A 26023-nucleotide genomic window follows, 5' to 3' on the forward strand; every position below is an offset into this window, starting at 1 on the left:
TCGGATTCTCGTATTCTTATCAGGAGTTCGTATCACCGGCGAAGCCGGTCGTATCAATCCCGCAGGGATTCGTGTCGCCGCGAAGCGGCTCTCTCGGACTCTCGGATCCTTGTCTCTCAGTTCTTTGAAAGTACGTCAAGAATTGGGTATAATATACTTAAATAGAAAAAATTAAATACAGAAAAATTCTCCGGGGCAGGGTGAAATTCCCGACCGGCGGTGAAAGCCCGCGAGCTCCTGAAGGAGTTGATCCGGTGGAATTCCGGAGCCGACGGTGAAAGTCCGGATGGGAGGAGAATTGATAGTAGATAAAAAGCAATGTATATGTTGCGATATTGAATCTTAAAAGTCCCCGGAGTTTTCCGGGGACTTTTTTCTTGGAGGAATGGATATGGATGAAAAATTTATGGAGCTTGCTATCGAGGAGGCAAGAAAAGGGGAAGGGCTGGTAAATCCCAACCCGCTTGTAGGGGCTGTAATCGTCAAAAATGGAAAAATTTTGTCCACTGGTTACCATGAATACTTTGGTGGAAGGCACGCGGAAATTGTAGCCATTGAGAACGCGAAAAAAATGGGGTATGACATCAAGGGAGCTGAGATATATGTAACGCTCGAACCCTGTGTCCATTATGGAAAAACGCCGCCTTGTACTGACAGGATTATAAGAGAAGGGTTCTCAGCTGTGTACATTGGAACCCTGGACCCAAATCCCATGGTCCACGGAAAAGGCGAGGAAAAACTAAAAAACGCCGGAATATGCGTAAAGCACGGAATTTTAGAGGTCAAGGCAAAGGAATTGATCGAGGTTTTCGCAAAGTATATGAAAACAAAAATGCCTTTCGTTGCGTTGAAACTCGCTATGAGCTTAGATGGGTTCATTACAAGCATGCGTGGAAAACGCGAAAGGATTACATCAGATCGGGCAAGAGAAAAGGTTCATAGATTAAGAAACTACTACTCAGCAATAATGATTGGTTCAAAAACCGCCATTTCTGACGACCCTCTTTTGACCTGCCGATATTCATTTTGCAAAAGAAATCCAATTCGTATCATCCTGGATAGATCCGGGAAAACTGCGAAAGTGAATCTAAAACTCTTTGCCCAAGAAGGAAGGACGATAATCTTCACATCTTCGAATGAGCGTTGGCCTGAAAATGTTGAAGTTATCCGAAAAGATGATTTATCTCCAGAACCAATATTAAAAGCACTTGGAAAAATGGGGATAGATTCCGTTCTCGTTGAAGGAGGCGCAAATGTTGCATCCCAGTTTATCAACTATGCCGATAAAATTCACCTCTTCTATGCTCCAATAGCCTTTGGAAATGGGCTTTCCCCATTTGATCGTAAATTTAAAGGATTCACGACGAAAAGAGTAGAGGTGTACCATCCAGACATTTACTGGGAGTTGATACCATGTTCACAGGTATAGTGGAATATGTTTCAAAAATGGAAATACGTGGAAACACGCTGGTTATCGAGAATCCGTTTGATGACGTGAAGATAGGGGACAGCATTTCGGTAAACGGTGTGTGCCTTACAGCAACGGCAGTTGGAAGGTACATAACCTTTACCTGTGGGCTGGAAACACTCAAACGCACCAACCTTGGCATATGGAACGGAAGGGAAGCAAACATAGAGCGCGCGCTACCTGTTAATGGAAGATTTGATGGCCATATAGTTACAGGGCATATCGACGGCACAATCAAGTTCTTAAAAAGTTTAAAAGAAAGGGAAACAACATGGATGACCTTCTCCATGCCGAGGGAACGTTGGGGAATTGCCGAAAAAGGGTCGATCGCGATTAACGGCATTAGCCTAACAATCGCAAAGATAGATCTCGATACATTTACCGTGCAAGTCATACCGCATACATTTGAAAACACAAACCTTAGAACGCTTCATCCAGGTGACATAGTGAATTACGAGATAGACGTTATCGCGCGCTACTTGAAAGGAATTTATAAGGGGTGAGTATATGGAGATATCGAAAATTAGAAAGGCATTTTTGGACAGAAAACCAATTGTGCTCATAGATGATAAACGCGAGATGGAGGCAGATCTCATCTTTCCAGCCGAACTTGTAAACACTTATATTATAAACACGATGATAGAGAACAAAGGAATGTTGTGTGTCGCGATGGATGAATATGTACTTTTTGAAAGGGGATTTTTCAAACTTCCTTCACGAAATAGTGAAACGAACTTCTTCGTCCCTGTTGATCATTTGGATGCAGGGACCGGGATTTCTGCAAGTGATCGCGCGAAGACGATTCGGGCACTTGCGAAAGGGGAAAACATAAATGCTTTTCGATACCCCGGCCATATACATCTTCTTGGAAGCATTGGGCTCAATAAAAGACAAGGGCACACAGAGTTGTCGCTCGAAATTATGGAACTGTGTGGATTCTCAAGATCAGCGGTCATAATCGAAATACTCGACAAACATGGAAATTCGCACAATATAGACTTTGCCAAACAACGCGCGAAAGAGAATGGTTTCCCCATCGTCACACGCGATCAAGTTATTCAGGAATACACAAAAAACAAACAGCTGGTTAAAGTAGTGTCAATCGCCTCGCTGCCGACGAAGTTCGGAACTTTCCAGATCGTTTCCTTCGAAAACAATTACGACTTTCTGGAACATACAGCAATCATATATGGAGACATATCCAAAGAACCGGTGCCTGTGAGGATCCATTCTGAGTGCCTTACAGGTGATGCACTGGGGTCACTGAGATGTGATTGCGGCTCACAGCTTCAAAATGCAATGCGTTATATAAAGTCCCAGGGAAGAGGTATCGTGTTGTATCTCAGACAGGAGGGACGTGGAATAGGGCTTCACAACAAAATAAAAGCATACCATCTTCAGGATAACGGCATGGATACGGTTGATGCGAACATCGCTCTCGGATTTCCTGAAGACATGAGAGATTACGGTGTTGCAGCACAGATGTTGAGAGCACTTGGAGTAAAAAAGATTATACTGCTATCAAATAACCCGGATAAACTCAGACAATTAAAGCATTACCAGATCATCGTTGATGAAACAAGGAACATCTTCGGCGAGATAACACCATACAACCACTTCTATCTAAAGACAAAAATGGAAAGAATGGGTCACACATTTGAGGAGGTGCTTAAAAAATGAGGGTTTTCGAAGGAAGATATTACGGAGAAGGGCTGAAGATCGCCATCGTGATTTCGAGATTTAATTCCGCTGTTACGAAGGAACTTTTAGACGGAGCTCTGGATGCTTTGAAGAGACACGAAGTAAAAGATGAAAACATAGATGTTATTTGGGTTCCTGGTGCTATGGAAATACCGCACATCACAAGGTCAATCGCTCTCAAAAAGAAACACGACGCGATAATTGCGCTTGGCGCGGTTATCCGTGGCGAGACATATCATTTCGACGTCGTGGCCAATGAAGTCTCGAAAGGTATCGCGGCGATCAACCTGGAAGTGGATGTACCTGTATCGTTTGGAATCATCACATCCGACACTGTCGAGCAAGCCTTGAACAGAGCAGGCATTAAATCAGGAAACAAAGGTTTTGAAGCGGCTATGGTGGCGCTGGAAATGGCAAACCTAAAAAGGCAGATAGAAGCAATTTAATAAATTGTGGTTCAAGAGTTTGAAAGTGAAACAGTAAAAAACAAAGAAGCGTGGTACTGATGAATAATATGACTCTGTTGATACTCAAGAAATAGTCTTAACTTAAATGCTGGAGTATCATCCATTTAGACATGAATGCGTCACTGCAAAAGATTCCACCGTTTTCCTTTGACGGGTTATGGAATACAAGCTCCATTTTGGCTTTGTTGTACCTTGGAATAGTCACAACCATAGAAGTTGCTTTCTTCGTTTGTCTCTTCAATAATACGAGAGGCATCTTCTTTTCTTTGAATATAAGACTTTCTGGATTGCCAAACGCAGGTTAGATATGGTCGCCGAGTTTGTCGAGCTATAGAGGAACAACTAACTCAGAATCTCTACGGTAAGGTACTTGCGGAAGGGGATAAATAGTGTATTGAAATACATTGGAATATCTGTATGAGGAAAACCCCATTTTCCAATCACTCAAAGTTATACTTTAAATTCTCACCTCAAACACGTACTTCAACCATAGCGGGAACCCAATCAGCAATATTGTATGTTAAGTGCTTTTCTTCTGGAGATTCATCGTATTCCAGGATATTTCAACCTGCGGAAAAATTCTTTCTTCCCGGATGCGAGTAACAGGTAATTCCCTTCCAAATTCCATCGTTCCACTGGCGATCAGGATACCCGATGTTGGATATTTAAAGAATAGCAATTCTACTTTATTCCTGTTTCTTCTAATAAATGCCGTCACCTTTCCTAACACATTATCCACTAAATCAGTAAAGCAAATTCAACGCTCTATTACTTTATGGCTAATACTACCAATCTTCGACCTGGCGTCAAACATCATAACCTGAAAACGAGAAACAATCATAAATGTTGATCAAAAATGCATTAAAATTTGGAGTGTTTTAGTAGAAAAACAAACAAAAACAGTAACTTCCATTTTATTCATAAACTGAACAAATGTATGGTATAGTAGATTAGAACAAATGAATTAATAATATATAGCAAGCACACAAATGAAGAGAATTGATAGCTAAACTGATAGGTGCTCACAACAAAGCAATCCAAAAACTTGGACAATCCTTTATTTCCAGTACGAGTACGATTTCAGAATCAGTTATAGAAAGAAAAGAGCAGCCAAATTTGGAGTAAAAGTTGAACGCTATACCGTCGAAGTAGTTCACAGAAATCAAGTCTTTATAATTGACCCCTTGGGAATAGTGGTTGTCTAACGTAAGTCAAGTGAATATGGTTCGAAGGCTTTTCTAAGAAGTGTTGGGATAGAATTCAAGAAAAACGGATGGTGGAAAAATGACCAGACTGAACGCTAGAGGAAAAGTTACCCTCTTGAGTTCCATTTTTATTTTTGTTCTGGCTTTTGTTGCTTCTATCACTAGATTCCACAATCTCAACCTTACCAGGTACAACGAAAGAGTAAAAGGACATATACACGCTTTTGAACTTTCAGTTCAATTGGTTGCTGAAAAGCTTTCTTTTGGATATTTTCAATGGACTGAATTTTATGACGCGGTTACTGAAGAAAAAGCCGATTTTATTCAGGAAAACTTTGATGAAATACTTGATAGATCTAAATATATCTCTTCTATAGAACTAATTGATAGACCGGAAAGCTTTCAAGATTTCGACCGCTATTATTCTATTTATTCTGAAAATGGCAGATTGTTTATTTTATTTAATGTCTACGATGATTTCGTTGAAAATGTGCTGAAAGACCGGGTAATAAAATGCGAATTGGATCTCGAAACTCTTCTTAAATTGCATGGTCTTACCACATTAGTTGATATCGTGAATGAAGGGAAGCCTTTCGCTTTTGGGCTTCACTATAAAATCAAACAACCTCCACTGCGTTTTTTCCACTTCGTTAGCTCTGTTGCCATAGCCTTTCTAATGGTGTTGATAATTCGAAGCATTATAAACAGAGAAATACATATTTACTATCAGACTGATGGTCTTAAAAGTCTGGTTTGGTTCTTTGAGCAGCGAGACAAATATACCGTCAATCATTCGAAAAAAGTCGCTATGATCTGTATGTTCCTTGGAAAAGCATTGGGATTACGGCGTAAAAAGCTGAAAAAGCTCTACAATGCCGCTTTGCTTCATGACATTGGGAAAATAGGCATCCCCGAATCTATTCTCAACAAGAAGGGTAAACTTACCAGCGAGGAGTTTGAAATTGTAAAAAAACATCCTGAAATTGGCGCAAACGTAATTGGTAAAATTCATCAACTGCAGGATTTGGCACCTATCATACTTTACCATCACGAGAGGACAGATGGGAGCGGCTATCCTGAGGGACTCTCGAAAGACAGAATACCGCTTCTTGCCCGTATTCTAGCCGTAGCGGACGTATTCGATGCGCTGGTGAGCGATAGGCCCTATCGTCCTGGTATGACACCTGAAGAAGCAATCAGAATAATGGAAAACATGGCATTAGACCAGGATATTGTCAAAGTATTGAGAGAAAACCTCGAAGAGATAATGAAATCGGTGAACTCGTTGCTTGTTCAGGAAAATGAATAGGTTTCGTAAAGTCAACTGTTCGAATCGATCTGCCACTTCTGACATTATCAACCGAAAAAATATTCGAAGAATCTTTGTGTCTTATTGTTAATTTGTCACTTACTAAACATTTTTTATTGTTCTTCTATCCTTCCTACCCGATCACGTTACGTAGAGATGGGTCATGGTACTTCCAGCCACATGGGTCTATAATCTTTATTAAACGTACATTTTTAGGGGAGTTTGATTTGTTTATCTGGGATTTTATCTTTGAAGCACTTACATATTCCAGCTTTGCTGCAAGAAGCATGCTTGGCCAATTCTTTGATATCGCGGGTTTCAGTCCCGTGGAGATTGGCTATTTGGTGGCTATGCTACCCCTTGTAGCATTGATTTCAAATCCATTCTGGTTTAGAGTGGGATCAAGGATTACGGATAAAAAAGCCTTCATAATTGTTTCGCTCATTTCGGGCTTTTTATTCTGGCCAATATACATTTCGAGAAATTTCATTCTTGGCCTCATTTCAATTGCCGCCTTTTCCTTTTTCTTCTCGGCCGTTGTCCCCCTTGGTGATTCACTTATGATGGCTTCCATAAAAAAGCACGGTGGCACTTTCGATAAAATCAGACTCTTCGGTACCATAGGTTTTTCTATTACAGCACTGCTTTTGAGTTATCTGGTTAAATGGGGTTTCATCTGGTATTTTATAGTTGCTTCAATCAGCCTTTTTATCGCTCCCATTGTGATAAATATAAAAAGAAAGAATAACAAGAAAATACAGGAAAAGCCAAAAACAGTGTTTATAAGAAACGGAAATCTGTTTACTTTTGTTCTTATGACTGTTGGAATGATCTTCGGTGTAACTCTAGGAAGTTTTCATAACACCTTTTTTCCTGTTTTATCTCGAGAAATGGGCTATGATAAATCGGTTGTAGGACTTGTCTTTTCTTTCATGGCGATTACAGAGATTCCTTTCCTGTTTTTCGCAGAAAAGATCATAAGAAAGTTTGGAAATTTCAGTGTTCTTGTAGTCGGCATGCTGGTAAGTGCTTTGAGAGTTGTGCTGGTTACTTATGTCTCGGGACTGGTGCCTTTGTTGCTAACCCAGGCTCTTCACGGGCTCACGTACATCTTGATGTATTACGCTCTTTTTAACTATATACATTTCAGATTACCCGAGAAATACTTGACCAATGCTCAAAGCCTTTTCTGGCTAACAAGTTCAGGATTGACATATATTTTTGGGTCAATTATCGGTGGTTATCTCATAGAGTACTTTCAAACAGTAACGGGTTTTAGGATTATGGGTTATTCAGGTTTTATAGTAACCGGAGCAATCATAGCAATTTTCCTTATATTTAAACGCAAGACATCATAACTTTCAGCGCTTTCATTTAAGTGAGCGTCAAAGAAGAAAACAGGGACTGTGTCGTAGGGGACTGTACCTGTTTTTCGAGGCTCACTCACACGTAGCGTGCTTACTGAGCTTTTGTACATTCGTCATCCTGAACTTGATTCAGGATCTCGTACTTAAGAAAATAAGATTCTGGATAAAACATCTCCAGAATGACAGGTATCCGTTGACTTCTAAAGAATGACAGCGTCTGAAGCTTTCAAGACGTAGTCCAGCACTTCAGTAGAGTAGCTGCTTTCCGCCGAAGGCGCACATCAACTGCGCAGCAGTTCGCAACAACCACGAAGTGGTTCGCAACAATCCCGAAGGGATTCGCATCCGCCGCGCAGCGGCTATCTCGGTTCTCGGACTCTCGGATTCTTATCAGCGTCTGCAAGCCTCAACGTCGTGAGCCTCCTGAGCGCAGCTCAGCACTTTCGCCGCATAGCGGCCCTCTCGCCTTCTCGGCTTCTCAGACTCTCGATGTTTTCTCTATACCCTAGACTCCAGACCCTATCCCCGCTTTTGGTTCTTTCCGCCGAAGGCGCGTGTCAACTGCGAAGCAGTTCGAGACGTAATCACCCCCTAAAGAAATAGGACAAGAGATAACGAAGTGATAGTATGAAAGAAAAGGGGGCGAAGGGATGAGAGGCAGAGCACAATATTCAATGGAATTGAAGCTAAAAGTGGTAAAGGAATACGAAGAGGGTCACAAAAACACAAGAGAAATCAGGGAAGAATACGGGATACCGGATTCTACATTATGGGGTTGGATAAACAAATACAGAGCGGAGGGAGAAAGTGCTTTTGAACCGAAACTCAGAGCTGGAGATTTCATTGTTGATCCAACGAAGATACCACCTGTTCTGTACAAAGAGATAGGGCTCGGCAAGATAAAGAAAGACCCAAAAGAGCTAAAAGGGGTTCTCAACGAAATCGAGAAATACAAACTCATAATAGCAGAGAAAGAATTGGAAATAAGGTTGCTAAAAGAAGCTCTAAAAAAAACTGGAAAAGGCTAGCAGTTGAACTTTTCGCTGAAACATATATGGGTTATGGTTTTTCAACCTCTTATCTTTTGAGAATCTTTGGAATAACCAGAAGCAGTTACTATCGCAGGAAGAAACCCTTGTTCTTTCTCAAAAAGGCGAAGACAGGTAGAAGGCGCAATTACTGTCTAAAGACAAACGGTGAAAAGTTCGAAGATAAAGAGCTTGAAAAACTACTCAAAGGCATATACAGCAGAGTGAATCCATATGAACCTGAGTATTATCTGAAAGTGCTAGGAAGCAAGAAGCTCAGCAAGTATTTTCTGAATGAATTTGGGATAATAGTGAACCACAAGAAAGTACACAGAATGAGAAAGAAGCTGGGATATGTCAGGAAATACTGGCCGAAACAGCACCATCCTGTTAGGCGCTCAACCCAGCATGAGATAGACAGGACAGGAATACTGTGGGAAGCAGATATTAAGTACATAACCACAATACAGGAAGGGAATATAGCCTTATTGGACATAATAGATGTATATTCAAGGGAAATAGTGGGTTCATATCTTGGGAAGAGTTGCAAGTGCAAAGATTTTACTCGAACACTGGGAAGGGCAATGCTTTACCAGGAAACGGTACCTCAGTTGGTCCGTACGGATAATGGAAGCCTGTTTACAGCTAATTACACCCGGGAATATTTTGAAAAGAACGAGATAATCCAGGAATTTGGGATAAAGCACCACCCTGATTCCCAGGCCTTTATTGAATCACAGCATTCGAATGTGCAAAGGGAATTTGTGGCTATGAATGTGTTTGAGAGAGCGGAAGACGTTTACCGAAAATACCAGGTGTACATGGATTTCTATCATAATCTCAGACCACATGGTTCTTTGAAATACATGACACCACAAGCCTTTAAGAAACACTGTAGCATTTCCATGATTCAGTCTGTTAAAGCTTGATCTCGTTAACCCGTGTCTCATTATTGGGGGGCAGACCGGAGACAACCACGAAGTGGTTCGCAACAACTCCGCAGGAGTTCGTATCAATCCCGAAGGGATTCGTGTCCCTGCTGCAAAGCAGCTTTCTCGGACTCTCGAAGTTTTTTTGGTGGACTGTCCCCATTTTCCATATCCGCTGCGAAGCAGCGCACAGTGGAGTACCTCCATTTTCTTATTTTCATTGCCAATAGCGACTCCTAATTGGCACAATTTTGCATACAGATGATTGAAGCAAAGACTACTACTATTCTTTAAAGGAGGGATGTAGGTGAGAAAAAGAGGATTTTCACTCGTTGAGCTTTTGATCGTTTTAGCGGTTATTGCTGCATTGATCGCCACAATTACACCAGTTGCGTTAAACGCGATCAAAAAAGCACAGGCTACAAAAGTTGCGCAGAACTTGAAAACACTTGCCAATGCCTTTGAAAACAAACTTTATATTGATGGTGAAATTCCAGCATCTATTAATGAGCTTGGAAGAGATATTGATACTGACAACTATGGTGTCGCATATTATATAACCAGCCCTGGAACCTATGATGTTATTGTGTACACCAAAGAAGATGTTGATTTTACCATTGTTAAGAATATATTGAGTGACGCATGGAATGGACCAATGCCTTCTTATTTTAATGTGCTACCTGGTTCTGCAGATACAACCGACGTAACAGCATGGTATGAATTTATCTTCACAGTATATTGATATCATATAATTGACCCCGATAACAGAAAATGGGGACTGTACCGCAGTGGACTGTCCCCATTTTCTGTTTTGACTGTAGCTCCTATTTTAAGCAATGTCAACTGCGAAGCAGTTTGCATCAACTCCGAAGGAGTTCGCCTCACTGGCGTCAGCCAGTCGTATCTTTTGTAAATATTAGAGTCTGTCCTGTCCTTTTTTACTTTGATTCATCTTCGTCTCTCGTGGCCGCGTAGTGGCCCTCTCGGTTCTCGGACTCTCGATGTTTTTTGGTGGACTGTCCCAATTTTTCTCGGACTGTACACCATTTCAAAGGAGCCTTTGAAGCCGAAAATCTTTCTCCATGGAAAGAGCAGGGTATGAAATTTTATAATTTTAAAACCCATCCTTTCGTATAATTTTCTCGCTTTAATGTTCTGCTCTATTACAAAGAGCCTGATCATAGGCAATCTTTCTTTTTCTGCAAAATCAATTATGAAACTCAAAAGCGCTGTTCCGATTCCTTTGCCTCTTGCTTCTTTTACAACGGTTATAACGTCTAAAAGGAGACCATTTTTAGCACTCTTTTTTAACGCCAATCCCAGGAATGCTACTCTGAATATGGAGATCCCGAATTCTTTTAAAGCTTCTAAGACGCCGATTTCAAGCCAATTGTCTTTCTTGGTTTTTATTCCAGCGACACCTAAAATTTCTCTGTCTTTTCTGGCCACAATTATCCCGTCACTTTTCAGGTATCTTGAGTATATTTCAATACTTTTTTCTTTTGAACCGAAAATAGGTTTTACTTTTTCGCTAAATGGTTCGTAAAGTAACTTTGCAATCTTTATTCTTTCATACTGGAAAAAACCGAAAGCTATTTCGATATTTTTCATATAGTTACCCCCCAATAAGATTCTATAACCTGTTAGCACTAAAACCAATACTATCCAGAGCTTTGGATTCCATATAGTTTATCTTAGAATTAAGTTAAGCCTAAGGGAAAGGAGCGAAAGAGAATGCCTAAAGTAACGACTAAGGGACAGATTTTCGTGTGCGAAATTTGTGGAAATGTTGTAGAAGTAAAGGAAGTTGGAGGCGGCGAATTGGTCTGTTGTGGTCAGCCAATGACGATAAAAGAAGACAAATAGTCGGTTACACCAACTCCGAAGGAGTTCGTACCACTGACGAAGCCAGTTGTACCAACGCGGAGAGCACGCGCGACACGCTGACTTCGTCAGGACTAGGATTAGCACACTGCGTGTTGACATGCGCTCCTTCGTCGCGGCTATGCGGCCCTTCGAGTCGGAATAAGACATTTTCTAATCCGCCGCAGGCGCAAAGCCGTTCCGTAGGAACGCATAGCCTGAGCGAAGCCCAATACGGCCGCTGCGAAGCAGGGAATTTCTCGCCCTCTCGGACTCTCGGATTCTTATCAGGAGTTCGTGACAATCCCGAAGGGATTCGTATCCGCCGCGCAGCGCCTCTCTCGGTTCTCGATTGTCACGTACAACCTACAACGATTTTATATTCTCACCTTTTCGGCTTCTCAGACTCTCGATGTTTTCTCTATACCCTAGACTCCAGACCCTATCCCCGCTTTTGGTTCTTTCCGCCGAAGGCGCGTGTCAACTGCGAAGCAGTTCGAGACAACCACGAAGTGGTTCGCAACAACTCCGCAGGAGTTCGTATCAATCCCGAAGGGATTCGTGTCCCTGCTGCAAAGCAGCTTTCTCGGTGTGCCCGGCATGACATACAACTATAGGGTGAAAGTCCCGAATGCGGGGAGCGAGATAAGCATTAGCTGAGGGCAAGGGTGTCACTGGTAACGGTGAATCTGAAGGAAGCCTAAGGCAAAATCTGGAACTGAACGAAAGTGAACCAGTGTTGGCCGGTAGAGAGGGTAACCTTGCCGAGAATGGGTAAGCCCGAGCTCCAACTCTACAGGTTTGGATGGCAGGATTCGGATGAAAGCTGTATGTCTTACCCGGGGAAGTCCTCACTCGTCCCAAAATGGGTAAGCCGGAACAAGGGGAGACCCAAGGACTGGTGAAGCGGAGGAGGATGGCAGACGAACCCGTAGTAGTGTTGAACCTCTCTGAAAGGAGAAGGGACTATCGCCTTGAGCGATGGGGGTAACAGGAACCGAAAGGGCCTGTTACTTGCGAAGGGGGGAAGGATTGAGGAAATGGCACAAAGGGAAGCGAGTATAACAGGAGTCCGTAACGGAGGCTGAAATGCTAACGACGGTTGAGAATAGCCGGGGCAGGTAAGTAACCATTGCAAAGATAGGAAGATTCCCGGGGGGGGGGTAAAGAATCCAATCTTTGGATGGGAGAAGAAACCGATTCTGTTATATGCGACTTATCCGGAAGGCCATACAGGAGGAAACATGAGGAAGTACTACAGTCTTATTGACAAAGTTTATCTGGAAGCGAACCTGGTCAAAGCATATCACAAGGTGCGGAAGAACAACGGAGCACCTGGGATAGATGGAGTAACGGTTCAGGAGTATGGAGAAAACCTTCTGGAAAGGATTAAGAAACTCAGCGAAAAGTTGCGAAAAGGAGAATACCGGCCTTCACCGGTAAAAAGGGTAGAAATCCCGAAAGGAAATGGGAAGACACGTATGCTCGGGATACCGACGGTAGAGGATCGAATAGTACAACAATCGCTGAAAGAAATAATGGAACCAATCTTTGAGGAAGGATTTCATCCTTCAAGTTATGGATACAGGAAAGGAAGGAATCCACACCAGGCAGTAGAGAAAGCCTATGCCTTCGCGTGCAAATACAAAATGAAATACGTGGTACAGTTAGACCTTAGTCAATGCTTTGACACCTTAGACCACGAAAAGATGATAGACGCAGTAGCGGAAAGAATAAGCGATGGCAAAATATTGAGACTAATAAGAAGTTTCCTCAAAAGTGGAGTCATAACAGACCAATACCAACCCAGTGAGATGGGAAGTCCACAGGGCGGAGTAATAAGCCCCCTGCTATCCAACATCTATCTGAACAAATTTGACCAGAAAATGATGGCCAGAGGAATAAGGATAGTGAGATATGCAGATGACATACTAATCTTCGCAAAGAGCTACAAAAGCGCGGAAAAATATCTGAGAATAGCTATCCGAATACTGGAAAAAGAGCTGAAATTGAAGGTCAACAAAGAAAAGACGAGAATAACCACGATAGATGATGGAATCGAATTTCTTGGATTCACCATACAAAAAGGCAAAATACGAATCCAGGAAAAGAAAATGAAGAGGTTCAAAGCCAAAGCAAAAACACTCACCCGAAGAAACCAATGTACACCGATCGGAGAGATAATAAAACGACTAAACCAATTGCTGAGAGGCTTCAGCAATTACTACAAAATAATCGACTGGGTGGGCGTATTCAGAGACCTCATGGGTTGGATAAGAAGGAGATTGAGAGCCATAATCCTGCGACAATGGAAAACGACAAAGAAACTACGCAGGGTGATGAGACAAAAAGGATACAGAGGCGAAATATCCGGAATAAGAATGAACAAATGGAGAAGCTCTCGATCGCGATTGGTCAGTAGACTACTGCCTAACAAATATTTTCAGAAGATAGGGCTGTATGATATGAAGCTTTCACATGTACCACTGTCGGAGAATCCGATACTCAATCCATGAGCCGTGTACGTTGACCCGTACGCACGGTTCTGTGAGAGGACGAGGGGCATTGCCCCTCTCCTACTCGATATTCTCGGCTTTTTATCAGCGTCTGCAAGCCTCAGCCTCGCAAGCGTCCTGGACGGAAGTCCAGCACTTCGACAGCTCTGCTGGCTCTGATATAATGAAAGAGATGAAAAAATACAAATGGATCAGAAAACCTGAGAACGCGAAATTTATCGAAAGGCCAAACCGCTTTACTGCTATTGTGGAACTATCTGGAAAAAAGAAAAAGGTTTATCTACCAGATCCAGGAAGACTTGAAGAGCTTCTCCTTCCGGGAAACGAGGTAATTCTGGAGAAGAGGAGAAATAGTGGTAAAACAGAGCATGACCTTCTTCTTGTAAAGACCAAAGCCTTTCCCACCGGTGAACCTCTTTTGGTAAGCGTGGATTCGCGGTTACCAAACCTTTTGTTTCGCTGGTTGATCGATGAAAAAATTCTTCGCCATTTTGGAAAGGTTAAGTATGTAAAACCAGAACCCGTAGTAAACCACGGGCGGCTTGATTTTTATATTGAAAGTGATAACGGTAAACACTACATCGAACTAAAATCGGTAAATCTCATCGATGCCGAGGGGACGGCGAGATTTCCCGACGCTCCCACGAAAAGGGGGACAAAGCACATAAAGGAACTAATAAGGCTCAATTCTGAAGGCTTTCACAGCTGGATATTTTTCATGATAGTGAGGAAAGATGCACTGAAATTCAGCCCCTTTTTCGAGAGGGACCCGGAGCTATCAGAGGCTTTAAATGAGGCTTCAAAAAATGGAGTTCAAATCAAAGCACTTCAATTCAGCCCTGGAATTGACGTGGAATTTTGTGGAGAACTGAGAGTAGAACTCGAAAAAGGTAGTTTCCCTGGCTTCTGGCCTGAAGTAAAATAGCCGACAGTTATCAATTGGAATATGATACGAAGTTCGGTGACCGAGAACCGAGATTCGAGAGGGCGAGAGTGCCGCACAGCAATTCCAAACATCAACGGCGTTAGCTGTTTCTAAATCGTCAAATCTTTATACATCTTAATGTGAATAATCCCTGCCTCTTCGAATTCCTCTGAATCTTTTATATAACCGGCTTTCAAATAAAAGCCTGAAGCTGAAAGCTGGGCATTCATTATAATTCTGTATATACCTTTATTTCTCGCCTGAGACTCAACAAATTCTAAGAGCCTGGTTCCCAGTTTCATACCGCGATAAGGTTTTCTAATGGAAAAGCGCTCTAACTTCCAGATCCCATTTTCAACTTCCCTGACTCTGCAGGTACCCACAGCTTTACCATCACACTTTATAAGAAAGTGTACAGCCTCAGGATCCAGCCCATCAATTTCAATAGCTTCAGCAATTCCCTGGCCTTCTATAAAAACTTCTCTCCTTATCTCAAAAGCTTCTGCAAGTCTTTCTTTATCAGATCCAGGAAAAGTCATTAGCGTTATATTCAAAAAACCATCTCCTAAAACTTGAGTACTTCATCGTTTATTATAACTTTTTTAGCTACCAGAAAATGCAGACTGTCTCCATTTTGATTTTGGCTGCAAAATAGATTTAGCGTAAACTAGTGCTCTTTTAGAGAGGATGCTATACTCTAAACGCGATAGATTCAAAAAAGGGGGTAAATCGTTTGCTAGAATGGAATTATAAAGAAGTTGTTTCTCTTCCTGAAGTGAAAATGGATGATCTCAACAGTTCGAAAATGATGGAGCTCAGGGAGAAGTATCATCTTGATGAAGTAGTGGCTGGTGTCCAGAGTGATTATGAGAAGTTAAAACGTTTGATGAAATGGGTTCACGATAGGTGGAAGCACAACGGGAATAATGAACCATCCAGGGAAGACCCTTTAACTATGCTTGAAGAGGCCTCAACAGGAAAGAATTTCAGATGTGTGGAATACGCCATTGTAACTGCTGCAGTTGCTAGGTCTATGAGTTTCCCATCAAGAGTTCTTGGACTCATGAGAAAGGATGTGGAAACAGCCACCTCTGGAGCTGGACACGTGGCTGTTGAGGTATGGATGGATGAGTATGAAAAATGGGTGTTTCTCGATCCGCAATGGGATGTTATTCCAGAACTTGATGGGATTCCGCTTAATGTGGTGGAATTTCAGGCAGCTATTACTGATAATGGAAGCAGATTGAAACTTATCGGCTCATCCGGGACCGAGAAAGGTGTATATCTAAAGTGGATAGCTCCCTATCTGTATTATTTTAACTATCGGGTGGATCAAAGGTTTTTCACGGAAGAGGAAAAGAAAAGCGGACTCAAGATAATGCTGATTCCAAAGGAGGCTACCCCTCCGCGTGTGTTTCAGAGACGTTATCCAATAGGGGAGTATATCGGTATTTCAAATCCGAAACTATTTTATCCAGATATGTTTTCTCAATACCAGAAGAAATAGGCATGTTCAGCTCAGTATTATTCGCAAAGCGAAGAAAAGGGGGGATGATTATGGAAAGCAAGGCAATAGTTGGAAAACCTGTTCCAGATTTTACTTTAGAAAATGAGAATGGTGAAAGCGTTACGCTGTCATCTTTTCGCGGCAAGTGTGTTGTGTTGTATTTTTATCCCAAAGATAATACACCGGGATGCACACTTGAAGCTCAGGACTTCAGAGACCATTTAAAGGATTTCGAGGCTCTGAACACCATAGTACTGGGTGTCAGCAAAGACAGCGTCAAATCACACATGAATTTTGCAAAGAAACTGAATTTGAACTTTCACCTGCTCAGCGACCCAGAGGCAAAGGTACACAAGATCTTCGACGTGCTTAAACCTAAGAAAAGGTTTGGAAAAGAATATATAGGAACAGAAAGATCCACCTTTGTTATAGACAAAGACGGCATTCTAATCAAAGAATATAGAAAGGTAAAAGTAAAGGGGCACGTCCAGGAAGTATTAGAATTCATAAAAAGCAATTGCGGCTGAAAAGTTGCACCCACTCCGAAGAAGAGCATACCCTCAACGAAGCCGAGCTTACCCACGCGCTAGCGTGCTCACCAGCCGCGCAGCGGCTTTCTCTGGTCTCGAATCTCGATTTTCGATTGTCACGCACAACCCACAACGCACAACCAACAACGGCTTTGGCTCACCCCTGACAAAGTCAAGCTTACCCTTGGCGCAGCCAAGCTTACCCACGCGCTAGCGTGCTTACCGGATCTCGGTTCTCGAACTCTCGATGTTTTCTCTATACCCTATACCCCAGACCCTATACCCGCTTTTGGTTCTTTCCGCCGAAGGCGCGTGTCAACTGCGCAGCAGTTCGAAACAACTCCGAAGGAGTTCGTGACAACTCTGAAAGAGTTCGTGTCAATCCCGAAGGGATTCGTTGCTGCAAAACAGTTTGCTCCGCTGGCTTGCTATCCAAAGGAGAATTATGCAGATTTAAAGAAAGCTTCCAAAAAACTGAGAAATACAGAGTCTAATAATTTTTTTGGTGGTAATCCATTTTTATGTTGTCATATTGGTCTATTTTTTGCTGTTTTTTGCAGGTATAATGGAAAAAAATAGCTAAAATACGCATTTTGCAACAAAGGATATTGTAAGGATTATGAACCAAAAGCCCGTTGGTCTTTTTCTTGGTTGATAAAACATGTAAAAAGGGAGGGATATTTGTGAAAAAGATTCTGGTTGTTTTGTTGATTGCCGTGATGTCATTGACATTATTCGGTAAGGTAAAAGCAGTTTTACTTGTTAATGGTACTTTGGGCGACAAATCTTTCTTCGACTCAGCGGCAAGAGGAATGAAAATGATAGAAGAGCAACTTGGTGTTGAAACTAAAATTATAGAGATGGGTTACAACCCTTCAGAATGGGGACCAACTTTGGAAGACATATCAGATCTTGGTGAGTACGACATAATTATCGTTGGAACATGGCAAATGGTAGAGCTGGTTGAAAGAGTAGCTCCAATGTATCCAGATACAACTTATATTATTTTCGACACGGCTGTGGATTATTCAAAAGGTAATTTGGACAATGTATATTCGATACTTTATAAACAGAACGAAGGTTCCTTCTTAGCCGGTGCCATGGCTGCCATGGTTTCTACATCAGACAAATTTAAGTACTCATTGCCGGATAAAAAGATTATCGGATTCCTTGGTGGAATGGATATTCCAGTTATCAATGATTTCCTTGTTGGATATATTGAAGGGGCACTGTATATCGATCCAGACATAAAGGTTGCCATATCATACGTAGGTGCCTGGAATGACCCTGCAAAGGGTAAAGAATTCACTTTATCCATGTATAGACAGGGAGCAGACGTTGTATTTGCGGTAGCTGGAGAAACAGGAAATGGTGTTTTGGCGGCAGCTAAAGAAATGGATAGATGGGCAATCGGTGTTGATTCAGATATGCAGTTGTTATATGAAGAAAAAGATATGGACATTGTAAAACACACACTTTCATCAATGTTGAAGAATGTGGATTACTCATTGTTGAGAGCGGTAAAATTGTATCTGGAAGGAAAACTTCCAGTTGGACAAGTTGAAGCGCTCGGATTAAAAGAGCGTGGTGTAGGATTGGCAGATAATCCATACTTCAGAGAAATTATGGAAGCAGATCCATGGATATTGGTAAAACTAAGAGAATTAGAATTGGCTATAATTCGCGGAGATATAAAAGTAACATCAGCTTATGGGATGAGCAATGAAGAACTGAATAAAATTAGAGATGCTGTAAGACCTAAATAATAAAAATTTGCTATAAAGGTTGAAAATAGGGGCTTTTTGCCCCTATTACTTTAGAGTAAAGGGTGAGAGCCAGATGAACGACTATGTTCTTGAGATGAGAGATATCTGGAAAATTTATCCTAATGGTGTTGTTGCGAATAAGGGTGTTAACTTAAAAGTCAAAAAAGGTGAAATCCACGCATTGCTTGGCGAAAATGGCGCCGGAAAAAGCACTCTGATGAAAATCTTATTTGGCTTTGAAAGACCTACTTCCGGAAAAATCTTCTATGAAGGAAAAGAAGTCGAGATCCATTCACCGGATAAAGCTATTGCATTGGGAATTGGGATGGTTCATCAGCATTTTATGTTGGTTCCTTCATTAACAGTTGTAGAAAATGTCATTCTTGGTATGGAGCCTACAAAAGGATTTTCTGTTGATCTGAAAAAAGCAACAGAATTCGTAGAAACAGAAATGAATAAATATGGATTACCTGTTCCGCTTCACGAAAAAATAAAAGATATAAGTGTTGGTATGAAACAAAGAGTAGAGATCTTGAAAACTCTCGTAAGAGGGGCTGATTTAATAATCCTTGACGAACCTACGGCCGTTTTGACCCCACAGGAAACCGTAGAACTCTTTAAAGCTTTGAAGAACCTGACCGCAAAAGGAAAAACGGTGATTTTCATAACCCACAAGCTTAATGAAGTCAAAGAAATAGCTGATAGGATCACCGTATTAAGAAGAGGTAAAACAGTTGGCGAGGCCAATGTAAAAGATGTATCTGAAAAAGACATGTCGAGAATGATGGTAGGAAGAGATGTTGAGCTGAAGATAGATAAAGAACCTGCAAAACCCGGTAAAGTAGTTTTAGAGGTGAAAGATTTACATTATACAAGAATAGATGGCGTCAAAATGCTTAAAGGAATAAATCTGAAACTAAGAGAAGGCGAAATCCTTGGCATAGCTGGAGTAGAAGGAAACGGACAAAATGAATTGGTTGATATTATCACTGGAATGGACAAACCGGAAAAAGGTGAAATTTTTATATTTGGAAAGAATATGAAAAACATGGATAGCCCGGAAGCTTTCAGAAAATCAGGAATGAGTTTTATTCCCTCAGATCGTATGAAATGGGGGATTTCCGGAGAAAACTCTATTGAAGAAAACCTGATCAGCGATAGATTTGAAAAAGAGCCTTTTTCAAAACGAGGTATTTTATCTTATAAAGATATAACCAGAAGTGCGGAAAAATTGATTTCGGAATTCGATATAAGGACAGATGGGCCCAAAACGGCTGTTAAAATGCTCTCTGGAGGAAATATACAAAAGGTTGTTGTTGCAAGAGAATTCACCTCTGATTCCAAAATCATAATAGCGGATCAACCAACAAGAGGTATAGATGTTGCGGCAGCAGACTTTATAAGAAGAAGGCTTATAAAAGAAAGAGATAACAACGTGGCCGTATTGTTGATTTCTGCAGACTTGACAGAATTACTGGAAGTATCAGATAGAATACTGGTTATGTATCATGGGGAATTTGTTGCACATTTCAAGGATATCTCCAAAATTAACGAAACAATACTGGGCGAATATATGCTTGGGATAAAAAAGATGAATATTGATGAAATGGGTGATTCGCTATGAAAAACATAAAAAGATATGAAGTATATAGGACTATTCTAGCGATCGCTATTGCTTTGTTATTGGGATACTTATTAATATTCTTTACAAGCATGCCTAAGGGAGATATGCCTTTAGGTGAAAAATTAAAAGAGGCTTTCCAAGCAGCAAACAAGGCGTTCAAAGTATTCCTTACTTCTCCTCTTGTGAAAGAAAGGCGCGGGAAAGTCCTTTTTAACTTAAGGGGATTTATACAATGGATGAATGAAAGTGTTCCAATAATAATTACAGGTTTGGCTGTTTCACTTGTTTTCACGGCGAAACAATTTAATATCGGTGCAGAAGGACAATTGTTCATCGGTGCCGCAGTTGCAAGTTTTGCCGCGATATATTTTCCAGCAATACCTATAATACATCCTATTGTTGTAATATTACTGGCTTCATTAACCGGTGCTGCGTGGGCTTCTGTTCCAGCAATAATGAAATCAAAATTAAACGCATCGGAACTTGTTACCTCCTTGATGATGAACTATGTTGCATTATACATGGGATTGTTTATCATAAAAGTTTTTCTTAGAGACCCAAATGCTGGACAGCTTGTTTCACTACCTTACAAAGAAACATCCATGTTATTCCTGATCAACTCAAGATATAGATGGCATATTGGAATAATAATCGCTCTGGTTATGAGCTTCTTGTTATGGTTCATAGTAAAAAGAACAACCTGGGGATACAAGGTTAGATTGATTGGTAACAACAAAAATTTCGCATACTATTCTGGAATAAACACTTCAAGAACGATTTTCCAGGTTCAGGTAGTTAGTGGTGCAATTGCCGGGATGGCCGGCATTATAGAATTGATAGGATATCACGGTAGATTTTTATGGCTCTTTTCACCAGGTTATGGATGGGATGGAATCATTATTGCAACATTAGCAAGAAATAATCCGCTTTTTGTACCGATTGCTGCTCTCTTCCTTTCTTATATAAGGGTTGGAGCTAAAACTATGGGAAGATACACGAATATCCCACCGGAAATAGTTTCCATATTACAGGCTACGATAATATTGCTTGTAACCGCAGAAGCGTTCTTATCGAGGTTACGTCAAAAAGCTATTGAAAAAGAAGCAAAGGCAAATGAACCAAATAACGTGGCAGTTGCAGGTGGTGATGTCGAATGAATAGCGCACTGAGTGCCATTTTTTCGTGGGAATTTGTTGCAGCGGGAACGAGAGTCACAACGCCTATATTATTAGCTGCGCTAGGAGCACTTGTTGCAGATCTAGCCGGAACACCTAACATAGCCCTTGAAGGAACCATGTTATTTTCAGCTTTTGTTGGTGTGGTAATAAGTGGCTTTACTCAAAATTTATGGTTATCTGTTATTGGGGCTCTATTAATGGGCGTTATTATGTCCTCTATATTAGCTTACTTCTCCTTAAAACTAAAAACAGACATAATAATGGCAGCAATAGCCTTGAACATATTTGCAAGTGGAGGAACAATATTTGCGCTGTACCTTTTAACTGGAGATAAGGGATCTTCCGCATCATTAAAATCTCAAGTATTGCCTAACTTAGATATCCCTTTCATTCAGGATATCCCGGGAATCGGAAGAATATTGAGCGGCCATCATATCTTGACCTATGTGGCAATTATCCTTGTTTTTGTAATTCAGTATATGTTGTACAAAACACCTTTAGGATTGAGAATACGCTCCGTTGGTGAATCTCCAGAAGCAGCAAAATCCGTTGGTATTTCCGTATTTAAAACACAATTTATAGCGCTCATAATAAGCGGACTTCTGGCAAGTTTGGGCGGAATATTCCTTTCAATGGGTTATGTTTCCTGGTTTGCAAGAGACATGACAGCAGGTAGAGGCTTTATCGCATTAGCTGCACAGGCGTTAGGAGGAACATCTGCGTACGGTGTGGCATTAGGCTCATTATTGTTTGGATTTTCAGAAGCTCTTTCGTTCTCGCTACAGTTCTTGAACATACCATACGAAATAACACAATCAATGCCCTTCTTAATAACAGTCGGCGCTCTGGCATTCTATGCGTGGAACAAACTAAGAGAAGGAAAAATCAAATTCTTCTGAATATAAGGTGGTGTGGGTATGAAACGTAAGATTATTTTGGATTGTGATCCTGGTCACGATGATGCTGTCGCTATATTGCTGGCAGGAATCGCAGAAGAGATTGAATTACTAGGTATAGTATCTGTAGCCGGTAATTCATATATAGAGAATACAACAAGAAATGCCCTTATTTTGGCGGAAATGGCAAAGCTGGATGTGCCAGTATTTAGAGGATCTTCAAAACCATTGTTGAGAAAGCAAATTGTGGCTCCAGATATTCATGGTGAAAGTGGTTTGGAAGGAGCAAATCTTCCACTACCTACTAAAAAAGCTGAAGAAAAGAATTACTTGGAGTTTATGGCAGAAACTGTTGAAAAATTCCCCAATGAAATTACATTCGTAGCTGTCGGACCGCTAACAAACATAGCTAAATTTGTTCTTAACTATCCTCATTTAGTTTCCAAAGTGAAAGAATTGGTAATTATGGGTGGGGGAATAAAGTTTGGAAACGTAACTCCAAGGGCTGAATTCAATATATACGCCGATCCTGAAGCTGCGCAAATAGTTTTCAACGCGGGATTCAATTTAACTGTTTTCCCGCTCGACGTGACTCACCAGGCAAAAATATATATGAAAGAGATAAAAGAGATGCAGAATTTTAGATCCGAAATAACTTCTAAAATGGGATTGTTATTAGAATTCTTCCACCAAACGTATTACGATATATTTAAAATAGAAGGGGCTCCTTTGCATGATCCATGTACCATAGCCTATTTAATAAACCCGGATATATTCGAATTCGATGAATTTTATGCCCAGGTAGAAACAAAAGGTGAATTAACATACGGTGAAACAGTTGTCGATTATTGGCACCTGGAGGCCCCGAATTCAAAATGGGCGCTGAAGGTTGATAGAGAGAAGTTCATTGAAATACTTTTTGATAATTTAAAGAAATACAATTAATTTAATTCTAAATTCTATTCTAAAAGAAAGGAGAGAGGTGAAACCATGGAAGATCCAAGATACCACATAAGAATAGACGATCCAGAAAAAGTAGGAAAATACGTTTTATTACCAGGGGATAGGGGAAGAGTAAAAAGAATTGCAAAGTATTTGGAAAATGCAGAGGTCGTTGGAGACAACAGAGAATATTTTACAATGACAGGCTATTTGAACGGAGAAAAGGTATCTGTAATGTCCACGGGAATGGGAGCACCGTGTATGTCAATAGGTGTAGAAGAGCTAAAAACTTTGGGTGTTCATACATACATCCGGATAGGGACAACAGGAGCTATGCAACCAAATCTGAAACTCGGTGATTCAATAGTTCCAACAGCCGCAATTAGAGGCGACGGAACTATGGATTATTATTTACCAAAATCATTCCCTGCGGTTGGACATTTTGATGTAATTTCAGCTCTGAAAGAGGCTGCTGGAATAATCGGCAATCCGCATCATTTAGGCGTTGTACTTTCCACCGATTCATACTATGGAAGATTCTTCAATTCCAAAAAAGCTGCTGAAGAAGTGGATTTATTCGTAAGAGCACATACATTAGCGGTTGAAATGGAAGTGTCTGCTTTATATATTTTAGGAAATGTACATAACTTAAGAACCGGTGCAATCTTAACCGTAAGAGAAGAATTGGGTGAAGATGGGGCTTATGTAAAGCAAGCAGGAGAAGAATATGAAAAAGGATTGGAAAAATCCATACAAATAGCAATAAAAGCAATTGAATTGTTGATAGAAAAAGATAAAGGTAATGCGTAATGTGATGTGCGTATAAGGTCGATAGATTTTTCCCCTGAAAGGCCGTAGAAAAAGGGGACAGTCCCATTGTGGACTGTCCCCTTTTTTCACTTGTGAACTTGGTTGTCATCCTGAACTTGATTCAGGATCTCGTACTTAAGAAAATAAGATTCTGGATAAAACATTTCCAGAATGACAGTGGCGGGTTAGGATTCTGGATAAGACATCTCCAGAATGACAGGTATCCGTTGACTTCTAAAGAATGACAGCGTCTGAAGCTTTCAAGACGTAGTCAAGTACTTCACAGCGTAGCTGCTTTCCGCCGCAGGCGCAAAGCCGTTCCGAAGGAACGCATAGCCTGAGCGCAGCTCAGCACTTTCGCCGCATAGCGGCCCTCTCGCCTTCTCGGACTCTCGGATTCTCGTGTTTTTATCAGAAGTGCTAACTCTATTATTTTCTACTTTCAAATTTCATATTCTTCAGTTCTATTTGATAGAATGGATAATTGTTAGAAGTTATCTGATTTTGATATATTACCAAGATAAGGAGATAGAAGCGACATGGATATAAATGTGTTGATAACTTTAGTGATTGTGGTTATTGTGTATGGATTCATCATTTTTGGTAAAAAGAACAAAGCTGTTGTCGTCTTTGGGCTATCACTGGTTATTGCGGCATTAAAACTAGTAGAAGGGCTTGATCCTGAAAACATCAGCAAGGTGGTTGATCTAGACACCCTGGGCCTTTTGCTAGGTATGATGATAATTGTTGCCTTTTTAAATACTTCAGGTTTTTTCGAATATTTCTCGATAAAGGTGATAAAGTTTGGCGGAGAGCGTTTTTATTTCACATTGACCCTTTTGATGATCGTTGTGGCATTAACTTCGGCCTTTCTTGATAACGTGGTTACTATAATCGTCATGGCTCCAATGATGTTTTTGATAGCGGATATGCTTGGGATGGATCCAGTACCTTTAATAGTGTTGACATTGGTGATCGATAATATTGGGGGTGGGGCCACCTTGATAGGTAGTCCATTTAATTTAGTCCTTGGCTCAATAAGCGGTTTTTCCTTCAACGATTTCATCATAAAACTTGGTCCAGCTTCTATATTTGCTTTTATAGCAGTGATGCTTTATTTCAAAAGATTCATTAAAGTGGACGAGTCTGTTGTGAGTAAAATTAGAAGGCTTAGTGAAATGGATGAAGGAAGAGCAATAAATGACAAAAAAATGATGAAAATGTCTCTTGCGGTATTTCTTACGGTAATTGTTCTTTTTGTTATTCATAATCTGATTGATGTTGACCTTTCCTATATCGCGCTTTTGGGTGGTGTTTTCCTTCTTGTGGTAAACAAAAAAGATTTTGAATATGTCGCTGCCAAGATAGACTGGGATATGCTATTTTTCTTTGCGGGCTTGTATATCACCTCTTATGCTCTTGAGTCAGTAGGAATTACGAGTCTGATTGCTGAAGGATTGAAATCAGTGATGAATAACCAGCTAATGATATTGCTAACGCCCTTCATACTAGCCGCGATTAGTGTTCCAATATTAAACAACGTTCCAGCTGCGCTCATATTTGGTCCCGTTCTCAAAATATTGGTAGGAGCTGGTTTCCCAACAATAATTTGGTGGTCTTTTGCATTAAGTGGAAACTTAGCTACAAGCTTAACACCATTGGGAGCAGTACAAAATATAGTAGCTGTAACCTATTTAGAAAAAGAGATTGGACGTTCTTTCGGTTTTAGAGAATATTTACGTTGGATGATAGCCCCTGTGGCTATAAGTCTTGTAATTGGGTTGATATACATATTTGGGCTCTTCATAGTATCTAAGTAAAAAATCTTGTAGAATCTCATCTTTTAAGCTTGACTATCATCCTGAACTTGATTCAGGATCTATCATTCTTGATCTCTCGGATCTCGCCTTCTCGGTTCTCGGATTTCGGTTCTCGGCTTTTTATCAGCGTCTGCGAGCCTCAACCTCGTGAGCGTCAACGTCGTGAGCCTCC

At 40.9% G+C, this 26023-nt stretch carries 25 protein-coding genes and 1 riboswitch; of the genes, 21 read left to right on the plus strand and 4 right to left on the minus strand.

Going from position 1 to position 26023, the window contains the following annotated elements; all coding sequences use genetic code 11:
• The first annotated feature begins 182 nt into the window (after nt 1-182).
• A riboswitch (FMN riboswitch) is annotated at nt 183-302 on the plus strand.
• Between the two features lie 89 nt (nt 303-391).
• The 4 genes from ribD to ribH are packed head-to-tail and all read left to right on the plus strand — an operon-like array spanning nt 392 to nt 3615.
• Nucleotides 392-1429: a bifunctional diaminohydroxyphosphoribosylaminopyrimidine deaminase/5-amino-6-(5-phosphoribosylamino)uracil reductase RibD gene (gene ribD / locus KOLE_RS06210; RefSeq protein WP_015868585.1), complete on the plus strand. Its 1038-nt coding sequence runs from the start codon at nt 392-394 to the stop codon at nt 1427-1429.
• A complete protein-coding gene (locus KOLE_RS06215) occupies nt 1414-1971 on the plus strand; it encodes a riboflavin synthase (protein WP_015868586.1) in 558 nt (185 codons plus the stop codon). The genes ribD and KOLE_RS06215 overlap by 16 nt, the downstream gene beginning before the upstream one ends.
• A gap of 4 nt (nt 1972-1975) precedes the next feature.
• Nucleotides 1976-3148 (plus strand): bifunctional 3,4-dihydroxy-2-butanone-4-phosphate synthase/GTP cyclohydrolase II, encoded by a 1173-nt coding sequence (locus KOLE_RS06220; RefSeq protein ID WP_015868587.1) that lies wholly within the window; start codon nt 1976-1978, stop codon nt 3146-3148.
• Nucleotides 3145-3615 (plus strand): 6,7-dimethyl-8-ribityllumazine synthase, encoded by a 471-nt coding sequence (gene ribH, locus KOLE_RS06225; RefSeq protein ID WP_015868588.1) that lies wholly within the window; start codon nt 3145-3147, stop codon nt 3613-3615. Before KOLE_RS06220 ends, ribH begins: the two co-directional genes overlap by 4 nt.
• A 97-nt stretch (nt 3616-3712) precedes the next feature.
• Here ribH and KOLE_RS11490 read toward each other — a convergent pair whose 3' ends face one another.
• Both KOLE_RS11490 and KOLE_RS06230 read right to left on the minus strand, forming a co-directional pair.
• Nucleotides 3713-3892 (minus strand): hypothetical protein, encoded by a 180-nt coding sequence (locus KOLE_RS11490; protein ID WP_148207999.1) that lies wholly within the window; start codon nt 3890-3892, stop codon nt 3713-3715.
• 264 nt (nt 3893-4156) lie between these two features.
• Entirely contained in the window at nt 4157-4366 is a 210-nt protein-coding gene (locus KOLE_RS06230; protein WP_041288686.1) for a hypothetical protein, read from the minus strand.
• A gap of 554 nt (nt 4367-4920) precedes the next feature.
• Between KOLE_RS06230 and KOLE_RS11175 the strand changes: the two genes are divergently transcribed.
• The 5 genes from KOLE_RS11175 (at nt 4921) to KOLE_RS06255 (ending at nt 10216) form a co-directional block, all read left to right on the plus strand.
• Complete coding sequence (locus tag KOLE_RS11175) at nt 4921-6150, plus strand: HD-GYP domain-containing protein (protein ID WP_015868589.1); 1230 nt, start codon at nt 4921-4923, stop codon at nt 6148-6150.
• Nucleotides 6151-6377: 227 nt separating this feature from the next.
• Nucleotides 6378-7508: an MFS transporter gene (locus KOLE_RS06240; protein WP_015868590.1), complete on the plus strand. Its 1131-nt coding sequence runs from the start codon at nt 6378-6380 to the stop codon at nt 7506-7508.
• Between the two features lie 659 nt (nt 7509-8167).
• Nucleotides 8168-8545 carry a helix-turn-helix domain-containing protein gene (locus tag KOLE_RS11750; protein WP_015868591.1) on the plus strand — a complete coding sequence of 126 codons (378 nt, stop codon included), beginning with the start codon at nt 8168-8170 and terminating at the stop codon, nt 8543-8545.
• Nucleotides 8467-9474 carry an IS3 family transposase gene (locus KOLE_RS06250; protein ID WP_237697556.1) on the plus strand — a complete coding sequence of 336 codons (1008 nt, stop codon included), beginning with the start codon at nt 8467-8469 and terminating at the stop codon, nt 9472-9474. Before KOLE_RS11750 ends, KOLE_RS06250 begins: the two co-directional genes overlap by 79 nt.
• 307 nt (nt 9475-9781) lie before the next feature.
• The gene (locus KOLE_RS06255; RefSeq protein WP_015868594.1) at nt 9782-10216 is read left to right on the plus strand and encodes a type II secretion system protein; all 435 of its coding nucleotides are present in this window, start codon (nt 9782-9784) and stop codon (nt 10214-10216) included.
• Between the two features lie 206 nt (nt 10217-10422).
• On the opposite strand, the gene KOLE_RS11180 is transcribed toward KOLE_RS06255, so the two are convergent.
• Nucleotides 10423-11085, minus strand: coding sequence for a GNAT family N-acetyltransferase (locus KOLE_RS11180; protein ID WP_015868595.1), 663 nt, complete (start codon nt 11083-11085; stop codon nt 10423-10425).
• Nucleotides 11086-11208: 123 nt separating this feature from the next.
• On the opposite strand from KOLE_RS11180, the gene KOLE_RS06265 reads away from it, so the two are divergent.
• From KOLE_RS06265 to sfsA, 3 genes are all read left to right on the plus strand, one after another.
• Complete coding sequence (locus tag KOLE_RS06265; RefSeq protein WP_015868596.1) at nt 11209-11340, plus strand: desulfoferrodoxin FeS4 iron-binding domain-containing protein; 132 nt, start codon at nt 11209-11211, stop codon at nt 11338-11340.
• A gap of 1241 nt (nt 11341-12581) precedes the next feature.
• A complete protein-coding gene (gene ltrA, locus KOLE_RS06270) occupies nt 12582-13853 on the plus strand; it encodes a group II intron reverse transcriptase/maturase (RefSeq protein WP_015868598.1) in 1272 nt (423 codons plus the stop codon).
• A 163-nt stretch (nt 13854-14016) separates the two neighbouring features.
• On the plus strand, nt 14017-14778 hold the full coding sequence (sfsA, locus tag KOLE_RS06275) for a DNA/RNA nuclease SfsA (RefSeq protein ID WP_158303012.1): 762 nt from the start codon (nt 14017-14019) through the stop codon (nt 14776-14778).
• Nucleotides 14779-14888: 110 nt separating this feature from the next.
• On the opposite strand, the gene KOLE_RS06280 is transcribed toward sfsA, so the two are convergent.
• Complete coding sequence (locus KOLE_RS06280; protein WP_015868600.1) at nt 14889-15332, minus strand: GNAT family N-acetyltransferase; 444 nt, start codon at nt 15330-15332, stop codon at nt 14889-14891.
• Between the two features lie 179 nt (nt 15333-15511).
• Here KOLE_RS06280 and KOLE_RS06285 point away from each other — a divergent pair, with 179 nt between their 5' ends.
• From KOLE_RS06285 to KOLE_RS06330, 9 genes are all read left to right on the plus strand, one after another.
• The gene (locus tag KOLE_RS06285) at nt 15512-16285 is read left to right on the plus strand and encodes a transglutaminase-like domain-containing protein (RefSeq protein ID WP_015868601.1); all 774 of its coding nucleotides are present in this window, start codon (nt 15512-15514) and stop codon (nt 16283-16285) included.
• 50 nt (nt 16286-16335) lie between these two features.
• Nucleotides 16336-16812, plus strand: a complete 477-nt coding sequence (bcp, locus tag KOLE_RS06290; RefSeq protein WP_015868602.1) for a thioredoxin-dependent thiol peroxidase — start codon at nt 16336-16338, stop codon at nt 16810-16812.
• A 686-nt stretch (nt 16813-17498) separates the two neighbouring features.
• The gene (locus tag KOLE_RS06300; protein ID WP_015868603.1) at nt 17499-18581 is read left to right on the plus strand and encodes a BMP family ABC transporter substrate-binding protein; all 1083 of its coding nucleotides are present in this window, start codon (nt 17499-17501) and stop codon (nt 18579-18581) included.
• A 73-nt stretch (nt 18582-18654) separates the two neighbouring features.
• Nucleotides 18655-20205 (plus strand): ABC transporter ATP-binding protein, encoded by a 1551-nt coding sequence (locus KOLE_RS06305; RefSeq protein WP_015868604.1) that lies wholly within the window; start codon nt 18655-18657, stop codon nt 20203-20205.
• Nucleotides 20202-21362: an ABC transporter permease gene (locus tag KOLE_RS06310; protein WP_015868605.1), complete on the plus strand. Its 1161-nt coding sequence runs from the start codon at nt 20202-20204 to the stop codon at nt 21360-21362. Before KOLE_RS06305 ends, KOLE_RS06310 begins: the two co-directional genes overlap by 4 nt.
• Nucleotides 21359-22282 carry an ABC transporter permease gene (locus KOLE_RS06315; protein ID WP_015868606.1) on the plus strand — a complete coding sequence of 308 codons (924 nt, stop codon included), beginning with the start codon at nt 21359-21361 and terminating at the stop codon, nt 22280-22282. The genes KOLE_RS06310 and KOLE_RS06315 overlap by 4 nt, the downstream gene beginning before the upstream one ends.
• A gap of 18 nt (nt 22283-22300) precedes the next feature.
• On the plus strand, nt 22301-23224 hold the full coding sequence (locus tag KOLE_RS06320; protein WP_015868607.1) for a nucleoside hydrolase: 924 nt from the start codon (nt 22301-22303) through the stop codon (nt 23222-23224).
• A 45-nt stretch (nt 23225-23269) separates the two neighbouring features.
• Entirely contained in the window at nt 23270-24031 is a 762-nt protein-coding gene (locus KOLE_RS06325) for a nucleoside phosphorylase (protein WP_015868608.1), read from the plus strand.
• A 539-nt stretch (nt 24032-24570) separates the two neighbouring features.
• Nucleotides 24571-25851: an ArsB/NhaD family transporter gene (locus KOLE_RS06330; RefSeq protein WP_015868609.1), complete on the plus strand. Its 1281-nt coding sequence runs from the start codon at nt 24571-24573 to the stop codon at nt 25849-25851.
• Nucleotides 25852-26023: the final 172 nt, after the last annotated feature.

It is taken from the genome of Kosmotoga olearia TBF 19.5.1 (genome assembly GCF_000023325.1).
GTDB classification, from domain to species: Bacteria; Thermotogota; Thermotogae; order Petrotogales; family Kosmotogaceae; genus Kosmotoga; species Kosmotoga olearia.

What these genes read in the sequence shown, in the direction of transcription:
- ribD (WP_015868585.1), top strand. Translation starts at nt 392, where the DNA reads ATGGATGAAAAATTTATGGAGCTTGCTATCGAGGAGGCAAGAAAAGGG.
- KOLE_RS06215 (WP_015868586.1), top strand. Translation starts at nt 1,414, where the DNA reads ATGTTCACAGGTATAGTGGAATATGTTTCAAAAATGGAAATACGTGGA.
- KOLE_RS06220 (WP_015868587.1), top strand. Translation starts at nt 1,976, where the DNA reads ATGGAGATATCGAAAATTAGAAAGGCATTTTTGGACAGAAAACCAATT.
- ribH (WP_015868588.1), top strand. Translation starts at nt 3,145, where the DNA reads ATGAGGGTTTTCGAAGGAAGATATTACGGAGAAGGGCTGAAGATCGCC.
- KOLE_RS11490 (WP_148207999.1), bottom strand. Translation starts at nt 3,892, where the DNA reads ATGCCTCTCGTATTATTGAAGAGACAAACGAAGAAAGCAACTTCTATG.
- KOLE_RS11175 (WP_015868589.1), top strand. Translation starts at nt 4,921, where the DNA reads ATGACCAGACTGAACGCTAGAGGAAAAGTTACCCTCTTGAGTTCCATT.
- KOLE_RS11750 (WP_015868591.1), top strand. Translation starts at nt 8,168, where the DNA reads ATGAGAGGCAGAGCACAATATTCAATGGAATTGAAGCTAAAAGTGGTA.
- KOLE_RS11180 (WP_015868595.1), bottom strand. Translation starts at nt 11,085, where the DNA reads ATGAAAAATATCGAAATAGCTTTCGGTTTTTTCCAGTATGAAAGAATA.
- KOLE_RS06265 (WP_015868596.1), top strand. Translation starts at nt 11,209, where the DNA reads ATGCCTAAAGTAACGACTAAGGGACAGATTTTCGTGTGCGAAATTTGT.
- ltrA (WP_015868598.1), top strand. Translation starts at nt 12,582, where the DNA reads ATGAGGAAGTACTACAGTCTTATTGACAAAGTTTATCTGGAAGCGAAC.
- sfsA (WP_158303012.1), top strand. Translation starts at nt 14,017, where the DNA reads ATGAAAGAGATGAAAAAATACAAATGGATCAGAAAACCTGAGAACGCG.
- bcp (WP_015868602.1), top strand. Translation starts at nt 16,336, where the DNA reads ATGGAAAGCAAGGCAATAGTTGGAAAACCTGTTCCAGATTTTACTTTA.
- KOLE_RS06305 (WP_015868604.1), top strand. Translation starts at nt 18,655, where the DNA reads ATGAACGACTATGTTCTTGAGATGAGAGATATCTGGAAAATTTATCCT.
- KOLE_RS06310 (WP_015868605.1), top strand. Translation starts at nt 20,202, where the DNA reads ATGAAAAACATAAAAAGATATGAAGTATATAGGACTATTCTAGCGATC.
- KOLE_RS06315 (WP_015868606.1), top strand. Translation starts at nt 21,359, where the DNA reads ATGAATAGCGCACTGAGTGCCATTTTTTCGTGGGAATTTGTTGCAGCG.
- KOLE_RS06320 (WP_015868607.1), top strand. Translation starts at nt 22,301, where the DNA reads ATGAAACGTAAGATTATTTTGGATTGTGATCCTGGTCACGATGATGCT.
- KOLE_RS06325 (WP_015868608.1), top strand. Translation starts at nt 23,270, where the DNA reads ATGGAAGATCCAAGATACCACATAAGAATAGACGATCCAGAAAAAGTA.
- KOLE_RS06330 (WP_015868609.1), top strand. Translation starts at nt 24,571, where the DNA reads ATGGATATAAATGTGTTGATAACTTTAGTGATTGTGGTTATTGTGTAT.